Below are 9,125 nucleotides of genomic sequence, written 5' to 3'. Positions count from 1 at the left end.
GGCCAGGTCCCCGCAATCTCCGCCCCGCCCCCGCATCCTCTGATAGTACGGGGCATGCCGCCCCCGAGTCTCGGAGGGCCCCATGCGTATCCTGTTCGTGCATCCCAATTATCGTTCGGGCGGGGCGGAGATTGCGGGGACCTGGCCTCCCGCCTGGGTGGCCTATCTCACCGGGCCGCTGCGGCGCGCGGGGTTTGACGACATCCATTTCATCGACGCGATGACCGAGGGGGTGTCGGACGACGATCTCGCCGCGCGCATGGCGGCGCTGCAGCCCGATATTGTCGGCACCACCGCGATCACGCCCAGCATCTATGCCGCCGAGCGTGTGCTGGAGATCGCCGCGCTCACCGTGCCGCACGCGGTGCGCGTGCTGGGCGGGGTGCATGCGACCTTCATGTACAAGCAGGTTCTGGTCGAAGCGCCGCATATCGATGTCATCGTCCGCGGCGAGGGCGAGAATATCGCGGTCGAGCTGTTCGGCGCGATCCAGCGCGGGCGCTATCTCGATGAGCGCGCCAATATCGCGGGCCTCGCGTACCGGGAGGGCGACGCGATCGTCGCAACCAAGGCGGCCGAGACGATCAAGGATATGGACAGCCTCAAGCCCGACTGGGACATTCTCGACTGGAAGCAGTACACGTACATTCCGCTCGGCACGCGCGTTGCCATCCCCAATCTGGCGCGCGGCTGTCCGTTCACCTGCAGCTTCTGTTCGCAATGGAAATTCTGGCGCGATTACCGCGTGCGCGATCCCAAGAAGGTCGTCGACGAGATCGAGGAGCTGCACGAGAAGCACGGCGTCGGCTTCTTCATCCTCGCCGACGAGGAGCCGACGATCAACCGCAAGAAATTCATCGAGTTCTGCCAGGAGCTGATCGATCGCGGCCTGCCGGACAAGGTGAAATGGGGCATCAACACCCGCGTCACCGATATCTATCGCGACAAGGAATTGCTCAAATTCTATCGCTCAGCGGGGCTGGTGCATGTGAGCCTCGGCACCGAGGCGGCGGCGCAGATGCGGCTCGACCTGTTCAACAAGGAAACCAAGGTCGAGGAGAACAAGACCGCGATCCGCCTGTTGCGCGAGGCCGATATCTTCGTCGAGGCGCAGTTCATCGTGGGGCTGGAAAGCGAGACCGCCGAGACGCTCGAGGAAAGCTGGCGCATGGCCTGGGACTGGCAGCCGGACCTTGCCAACTGGTCGATGTACACGCCCTGGCCGTTCACCCCGCTGTTCGAGGAGCTGAAGGACAAGGTCGAGGTCCATGATTTCAGCAAGTACAATTTCGTGACGCCGATCATGAAGCCCGCGGCGATGGAGCGCGGCGAGCTGCTCGACCGGGTGATGGCCAATTACCGCCGCTTCTACATGCGCAAGGCCCTGTTCCATTATCCCTGGCGCGGCACCGGCTTCCGGCGGCGCTATCTGCTGGGCTGCCTCTATGCCTTTCTGCGCGCAGGCTTCCGCCGCACCTTCTATGATCTCGGCAAGGCCGGCTATTGGGGGCCGCAGACGGCCAAGAGCGTCGACTTCCACTTCGACGAGAAGCGCATCGCGGTCGAGCAGGCGGCGTCCGATTGGGAAACGGCGGCGGATCGCGCCGCGCGCGCCGGGGAACGCCGCGCCGCCGTCCGCGCGCAAATGAAGGAGCGCGCGCGCGATCGCATCGAGTTGAGTGCAGCACCGAAGGGCGAGTGAGGTGGCTGCCGCTCCCTCGCGCGCTGGCAGTGTGCAGGCGCACACGGGCGCGCTGATCGGCCCCAATGCCGTCCTGCAAATGGCATGGGCGATGGAGGGCACGATTGGCGCAGACGCGGCGCGCGAGGTCCTCGAGGTCGCGGGGATCGATGCCCTGCCCTCGGGCGAGGCGATGATCTGCGAGGGCCAGGCGCTGCGACTGCACCACGCGCTGGCGATGCTGCATCCAGCCGAAGCGAATGACATCGCGGTGGCGGCGGCTGTCGGCACGGCGGACTATATCATCGCCAACCGCATCCCGCGCCTTGCCGCGATGGCCTTGCGCTGGCTCCCCGCCCCGCTCGCCGCGCGGCTGCTGATGCGCGCAATCGAGCGCCATGCCTGGACGTTCGTGGGCGCAGGCGCGTTCACCGTCACCGGGCCCTGGCATTTCACCATCGACCGGTCTCGCTCGGGCGATGCGACCGAGCCGCCCGACACGCTGTTCCTATGGTATGCGCACGTTTTCGCGCGGCTCTATTCGCGGCTGGTGCGCGCGCGATCAGGCTGCACCGGCACCGCGCCCGATCCGCGCTACCCGTGCCGCTGGCATTACCATATCGCCCCGCTCAAAGCTGGCGCAGCGCCCGCGCGGGCCTTGCCGCCAGCACGGGGAGCGATCCGGCAATCCCCAGCCCCAGCGTCAGCAGTGCCCCGCCCGCCAGCGTCAGCATCACCACCGGCCAGTCGGGTGCCCAGTTGAAGCTGAAAATCTGGGTGATGACATACCAGGCCGCCGTCAGCCCCAGCGCCAGCGCGACCAGCGCGAGCAGCGCGGCGAGCAGGCCATATTCGAGCGCCTGGGCCGACAATATCTGCCGCCGCGTCGCGCCCAGCGTCTTCAGGATCACGCTGTCATAGATGCGCGCCTGACGGCTGGCCGCGATCGCGCCGATCAGCACCGCGATGCCGGAGAGGATCGCGATCGACCCCGCAGCAGCGATGGCCGTCGCGATCTGCGTCAGGATCGTGGTCACCTGGCCGATGACATCCCGCACCTCGATCACCGAGCTCGAGGCGAACCCGGCGAGCACCGCCTTGCTCACCGCGCGCTCCTTTACGTCGGCATCGGCCATGCCCTTGAGCGAGACCGTCGCGGCCAGGTTGTGCGGTGCATCGCGCAATGTGTTGGGGCTGAACACCATCACATAGTTGAAGCCCATCGTGTCCCAGTTGATCTGGCGCAGCGAGGCGATTCTGGCGGTGAACTCGCGCCCCAACAGGCTGACGGTCAGGCTGTCGCCAACCTTGAGGTCGAGCACATTGGCCATCTCGCGGTCGATCGAAACCAACGGCGGGCCTTCATAGCCTTTCGGCCACCATTTGCCTTCGATCAGTTCGCTCCCCTCTGGCAGCGTTTCGGCATAGGTGAGCCCCCGCTCGCCGCGCAGCACCCAGGCGTTTTCGGGAATGTCCTTGAGGTCGGCGACGCGGATGTTCTTGTAACCGGTCACCGTGCCGCGCAGCGAGGGCACCGCGTTGATCGCCGCGCCCGGCGCGGCCTGCTCGACCGTGCGGCGAAATTCGGCCTCGCGCGCCACCGGCACGTCGAGCACGAACAGATTGGGCGCTTCTTTCGGCACCGTCCGGGTAATCTCGTTGGTCAGGCTGGTCTGGATGCCCGCCAGGATCACGAACAGCGTCAGCCCCAGCCCGAGCGCCACCACCAGCTGCCCGGTCTGTGCGCCCGGGCGGTGCAGGTTGGCGAGCGCAAGGCGCAGCAGCGGCGCCTTGGGCCGCGGCAGGCGCGAGGCGGTCCAGCGGATCGCCCAGCCGATTCCTGCGAGCATCAGCAGCACGCCCGTTGCCGCCGCCATGAACCAGGCCGAGAACACCGCCTCGCGCGCTGTCACCAGCGCCAGCGTGACGATGCCCGCAATGCCGATGCCGACCGCGATCAGCGTCGCGCGGTCCGGCCAGCGGTTGCCCTCGATCAGCGATCGGAACAGCCCCGCCGCCGGCACATGCCGCGCGCGCGCCAGCGGCGGCAGCGCGAAAATGAACGCGATCAGCAGGCCATAGGCCGCGCTCACCGCCAGCGGTCGCGGATAGATGGCAAATCCCGGCTTGACCGGCAGCACATCGCCCGCCGCCGCGATGATGGCAGGGGGGATCAGTGCGCCTGCGATCAGCCCGCCGAGAATCGCGAGCGCCGACACCGCGAGAATCTGCACGAGGTAAATCCGCAAGATGTCGCCGGAACCGGCGCCCAGGATCTTGAGCGTCGCGATGCCCTGGCGCTTGGTGGCAAGATACGAGGCGACGCCGTTGCCGACGCCGATCCCGGCAATCACCAGCGCGGCCAGCCCCACCAGCGACAGGAACTGGCCCATGCGCTCGATGAAGCGCGCAGTGCCCGGTGCGCCGCGATCGCGGTCGCGCAGCTCGAGCCCGGCTTCGGGGAATTCCGCCTTCAACCGCGCGATCGATTGCGCCGGGTCGGCGAGCGGGCCGACCTTCACGCGATATTTCGCCTCGTACATGCTGCCCGGCTGGATCAGCCCGGTGCGCTGGATGCCGAGATCGGAGACGAGCGCGACCGGGCCGAGCGTGAAGCCCTCGCCCAGTCGGTCGGGCTCATCCGCGATGATGCCCGTGATAGTGAACTCGGCGTCGCCAAAGCGGATTTTGTCACCGCGCTTGAGGTCCAGCCGGTCGGCCAGCCCTGCCCCGATCACTGTGCTGGCGGGGTCGAGCGGCGCGTATTTGCCCGATTGCAGCGTCATCGTGCCATAAAGTGGGTAATCGTAATCGACGCCCTTCAGTTCGGCGAGGATCGCATCGGGGCCGCTGCCGCTCGCGCGCGGCGCAGTGCGCTGCGCCATCGCCTGCATGCGTACGGTTTCGGACAGCAGGCCCTCGCGCTCGAACGCGGCGAGCTCGGCCTCGCTCGCGAGGCGCTGCGACATCGTCACCTCGAAATCGCCGCCCAGGATCACCTGGCCGCGCTGCGACAGCTCGCCGGTGATCGACGCGGTGAGGCTGCCGATCGTCGCCAATGTCGCGACGCCAAGGAACAGGCAGATGATGAGCAGGCGAAGCCCGCGGAACCGCCCGGATAGGTCACGCCGCGCAATGCGCCAGATCTGCGCCCAGGTCATGCGCCAGCGCCGCCAGCCCGGTCCGCGACGATCAGACCGTCGCGCATCTCGATCACGCGGTCGCAATGCGTTGCGAGCGAGGGATCGTGGGTGATGATCAGCAGCGTCGCGCCGCTCGCGCGCTGGCGGCTGAACAGCAGGTCGATGATCGCCTCGCCGGTCGCGCCGTCGAGATTGCCCGTGGGCTCGTCGGCAAAGATGATCTCCGGCCCCGGTGCCATCGCGCGCGCAATGGCGACGCGCTGCTGCTCGCCGCCTGAAAGCTGGCTGGGATAATGCGTCACGCGGTGGCCGAGCCCGACCGCCTCCAGCTCGCGCTGCGCCGTACCGAACGGATCGGCAATCCCGGCCAGCTCGAGCGGCACCGCGACATTCTCGAGCGCGGTCATCGTCGGCAGCAGGTGGAAGGCCTGGAGCACGATGCCGATGCGCCCGCGCCGCGCGCGCGCCAGGCCGTCCTCGTCCATCGGCCCGAAATCGAGGCCGGCGACGCGCACCTCGCCGCTGCTCGCGCGTTCCAGGCCGGACAGGATCGCCATCAGCGACGACTTGCCCGATCCCGAAGGTCCGAGCAGCGCGACCGACTGGCCCAGCGGAATTTCCAGATCGATGCCCTTCAAAATCTGCGTTTCATGCCCCGCTTCGCCGAGGACAAGGGTGACATTGCGGGCTGCAATAGCAATATGGGGGGCAATATGCGGCCGCGTGAGCGTATCGTGCATGAAATGAAAGGGCTTTCGCTTTGGGACGGAACAGCATTCTATATGGGGCGGCTTTATTGCTTGTCCATTGCACTGCGGCCTGCACGCAGCCGTCGGACGAAGCGACCAAGCCGCCGGTCGAAAAGGGCCAGGAAACCGGTGCCGAACAGCCCGGCCGCAATCCGCTCAACGCCGACACCCGGCTGGTCATGGCGTTCGGCGACAGCCTCTATGCCGGTTATAACGTAAAGCAGGACGAGAGCTTCCCCGCGCAGCTCGAAAAGGCACTGTCCGCCAGGGGCCTGAACGTCCAGGTGCACAATGCCGGGGTGTCGGGCGACACCACGGCAGCGGGGCTGCAGCGCCTCGCCTTCGCGCTCGACGGCCTGCCGCGCAAGCCCGATCTCGTCATCCTGGGCCTGGGCGGCAACGACATGCTGCGTGGGATCAGCCCGGAGCAGACCCAGAGCAATCTGAAAGCGATTCTCGACGAACTGAAGAAGCGCGACATTCCGGTCGTACTCACCGGCATGATCGCCGCGCCCAATCTGGGCCAGGATTATGCGAGCAAGTTCAACCCGATCTATCCCGCGCTCGCCAAACAATATGATGCGGGATTATATCCCTTTTTCCTCGACGGCGTGATCACCGACAAGGCATTGATGCTGCCCGATGGCATTCACCCCAATCCGAAGGGAATTGCCAAGGTGGTCAACGGGATAGACGATATGGTTGCGAGCAGGTTGCAGAGCTGAACCCGTTTTGGCGACAAAGACGCGACATCTTGATTACGATAGCAAGTCATATCGTAACCGAAGATCGACCATTTTGTCATCAAGACGCCATGGCGGCGTCATCGCGCGTCCCTAGCTGCGCCCCCGAACACCAACGGGGGTTGCGCCATGATTCTGAAAACATCTGCCACCGCGCTGCTGCGCACATCGATCTCGCTCATGGCCTTGGCCGCAGCAGCCACCGGCATGCCCGCGATGGCGCAGGAAGCTGCCGCGGACGATAAGGACGGCAATGGCGAGATCATCGTCCAGGGCGCGATCATCACCGCGCAGGGGGAATCGATCGCGCAAAAGCGCAATGCCGACAATCTGATAGACATCTCGGCAGCGGACTCGGTCGGCCGCTTCCCCGACCAGAACAGCGCCGCCGCGCTCTCGCGCCTGCCCGCCGTCGCGGTGCAGCGTGACCAGGGCCAGGAACGTTATATCCAGGTGCGCGGCGCGCCCAACCGCTGGACTTCGGTCAGCATCGACGGCGTGCCGATGATCGGTGCAGACGAAGGCGGCCTCACCCGCGCCTATCGCTTCGACGCGGTCCCAGCGGTCATCCTGAGCGCGCTGGCGATCAACAAGTCGCTCACCCCCAATATCCAGGCCGAGGCGATCGTCGCCAATATTGACCTCCGCACCTTTTCGCCGCTCGAGGGCAAGACCGGTTTCCATGTCCAGGGCGATGTCGGCTACGGCTTCATGGAGCTCGGCGAAGGCGACCAGCGCCAGGGTTCGCTGCGCGTCTCGTACAGCGACGGCACGTTCGGCGTCGTCGCAGGCGCATCGCATTACCGCCGCGAGCAGGTGACCGACAACCGTGAGGTCGGCCTCTATGACGAACCGAGCGGCCCTACCGATACCCAGTTCGGCCCGACCGAGATCGACATCCGCCAGTATCGCCTTTTCCGCGAGAATAACGGCCTGTTCGCCGCGTTGGAATATTCGCCGCAGGAAGGCCAGAAGCTCTATGCCAGGACCATCTATACCGAGTTCAAGGACGACGAGCAGCGCGACCAGTACGAGATCCGGCTCGACCGCGCGCTGTCGGGCACGCGCAACCTTTCGGGCGGCGATCTTGTTCGCGTGCCGATCCGCGGCTCGTTCAACCTCGGCAACTATCGCACGCGCAATTTCATCAACACCATCGGCGGCGATTACGAGGAAAATGGCTGGAAGGTGAATTTCGCTGCCAATTATACCCGTACCGAGAACACAACCTATCTGCCCTTGGTCCAGGCGAGCACCGCCACCGCGACCTCGCCTTCGGTACGCTATGATTTCAGCCGCCCGAACCTGCCGATCGTGCAGCTGTTCCAGACCGTGCCCGGGGCGACGGCGGGCAGCTTCGTGCGCGGCCCGGCGCTGGCGAATTTCGACCAGACCACGCTGATCAACGCCAACACCTCTCCCGCCTTGGTCATCCCGATCGTGCAGGACGTGTTCACCGACAGCTATACCGTGAAGCTCGATGTCGCCAAGGAACTGGGCGATGTGACGCTGACCGGCGGGCTGCTCTATGCCGATCGCGATATCGGCGGGTTCATCTTCGCGACCTCGAACGCGGTGCTGCTCTCGCCCCAGGCGCTGGCGGGCACGGGGCTCAGCTTCAACCCTGCCAGCTATATCACCAACACCCCCTGGGATACCGGCTTCCCGCTCGGGATCACTTTCAACTATGTCGACAACACGCGGATGCGCGCCGATCTCGACACTATCTTCGCGACGCTCCAGCGCCAGGGCCGGTTCAACCCCGCCAACAACGTTCCTGCGGAAAACCGCTTTCAACTGAACGAGAAGACGCTGACCGCCTATGGCATGGCCAAATGGGTGTTCGACGGCGGCCAGGTGATCGCCGGTGCGCGCGTCGAGCATTTCCGGCTGCAGAACCAGGGCCAGGCGCGGCTCGCCAACGGCACACTGGTGCCGCTCTCGGCACCGCAGGACTATACCGACATCTTCCCGAGCGTGAATGCGCGCTTCGATGTCACCGACAATCTCGTCTTCCGCGTCGCCGGACAGCGCGGCATCGCGCGGCCCAGCTTCGGCGAAATCCGCGTGGGCTCTGCGATCAATGACACGAACAGCCCCGGCACAATCGCTGGCGGCAACCCCGATCTTCGTCCCGAATATACCTGGGGCGTCGATGCGAGCCTCGAATATTACATTCCGGGCCAGGGCATCATCGCGGTGTCGGGCTTCCACCGCTGGGTCGACAACGTGCTGTTTTCGAACACGCAGATCGTGGGGTCGGACGCGTTCAACAGCAACGGCGTCGATCGCTCGCGCTATCTGCTGACCTCGAGCTTCAACGGCAATTCGGGCGAGCTTTACGGGGTCGAGTTCAACTATCAGCAGCAGTTCACCTTCCTGCCCTCGCCGCTCGACGGTTTCGGCTTCCAGGGCAACCTGACGCTGATCGAGGGCAGCTTCGATACCGACCAGCGCCGCAATATCGGCTTCCCCGGAACCTCGGACACGATCGTCAACGCCTCGCTCTATTACGAGAAATACGGGCTTTCGGTCCGTGCGAGCTATCAGTGGCGCAGCGACTATCTGGAAACGCTGTCGATCGGCACCGGCGGCACCGTGACCGGCGACGAGTTTCGCGGCGGCTACACCAATGTCGATGTCGCCATCCGCTATGACATCACGCCGAACATCAGCCTGTTTGCCGATCTCAACAACTTGACCGACGCCAAATATACCGCCTTCCTTGGCAACAAGGGCCGCCCGACCGAGGTGGAACAGATCGGCAGGCGCTACCTTGCCGGCATCCGCTTCGGCTTTTGACAGGAGA

5 protein-coding genes and 1 pseudogene are annotated in these 9,125 nt (G+C 65.4%); 4 read left to right on the top strand and 2 right to left on the bottom strand.

The features are described from left to right. Positions 1-82 precede the first annotated feature (82 nt). Together bchE and bchJ are read left to right on the top strand one after the other, a co-directional pair. A complete protein-coding gene (gene bchE, locus AX725_RS09745) occupies positions 83-1,702 on the top strand; it encodes a magnesium-protoporphyrin IX monomethyl ester anaerobic oxidative cyclase (RefSeq protein WP_066114086.1) in 1,620 nt (539 codons plus the stop codon). Beyond that, positions 1,680-2,234, top strand: a pseudogene (bchJ, locus tag AX725_RS21505) (bacteriochlorophyll 4-vinyl reductase); the annotation flags it as partial. The gene bchE and the pseudogene bchJ, both read left to right, overlap by 23 nt. 76 nt (positions 2,235-2,310) lie before the next feature. Here bchJ and AX725_RS09740 read toward each other — a convergent pair. Further along, complete coding sequence (locus AX725_RS09740) at positions 2,311-4,842, bottom strand: ABC transporter permease (protein WP_060979334.1); 2,532 nt, start codon at positions 4,840-4,842, stop codon at positions 2,311-2,313. Beyond that, on the bottom strand, positions 4,839-5,564 hold the full coding sequence (locus AX725_RS09735) for an ABC transporter ATP-binding protein (protein ID WP_060979335.1): 726 nt from the start codon (positions 5,562-5,564) through the stop codon (positions 4,839-4,841). The genes AX725_RS09740 and AX725_RS09735 overlap by 4 nt, the downstream gene beginning before the upstream one ends. Positions 5,565-5,620: 56 nt before the next feature. On the opposite strand from AX725_RS09735, the gene AX725_RS09730 reads away from it, so the two are divergent. Together AX725_RS09730 and AX725_RS09725 are read left to right on the top strand one after the other, a co-directional pair. Further along, on the top strand, positions 5,621-6,298 hold the full coding sequence (locus tag AX725_RS09730) for an arylesterase (protein ID WP_208598011.1): 678 nt from the start codon (positions 5,621-5,623) through the stop codon (positions 6,296-6,298). Between the two features lie 147 nt (positions 6,299-6,445). Next, positions 6,446-9,118 carry a TonB-dependent receptor gene (locus AX725_RS09725; protein WP_060979337.1) on the top strand — a complete coding sequence of 891 codons (2,673 nt, stop codon included), beginning with the start codon at positions 6,446-6,448 and terminating at the stop codon, positions 9,116-9,118. Positions 9,119-9,125 lie beyond the last annotated feature (7 nt).

This window comes from Blastomonas sp. CCH9-A1 (genome assembly GCF_001557175.1).
In the GTDB taxonomy this organism is placed as follows: domain Bacteria; phylum Pseudomonadota; class Alphaproteobacteria; order Sphingomonadales; family Sphingomonadaceae; genus Blastomonas; species Blastomonas delafieldii_A.
The sequence above is the reverse complement of the archived record's forward strand: the minus strand, read 5'-3'. Positions and strand labels throughout refer to the sequence as shown.

Bases quoted from the DNA above. Each gene is read 5' to 3' on its own strand.
- bchE (WP_066114086.1), top strand. From the start codon at position 83: ATGCGTATCCTGTTCGTGCATCCCAATTATCGTTCGGGCGGGGCGGAG.
- AX725_RS09740 (WP_060979334.1), bottom strand. From the start codon at position 4,842: ATGACCTGGGCGCAGATCTGGCGCATTGCGCGGCGTGACCTATCCGGG.
- AX725_RS09735 (WP_060979335.1), bottom strand. From the start codon at position 5,564: ATGCACGATACGCTCACGCGGCCGCATATTGCCCCCCATATTGCTATT.
- AX725_RS09725 (WP_060979337.1), top strand. From the start codon at position 6,446: ATGATTCTGAAAACATCTGCCACCGCGCTGCTGCGCACATCGATCTCG.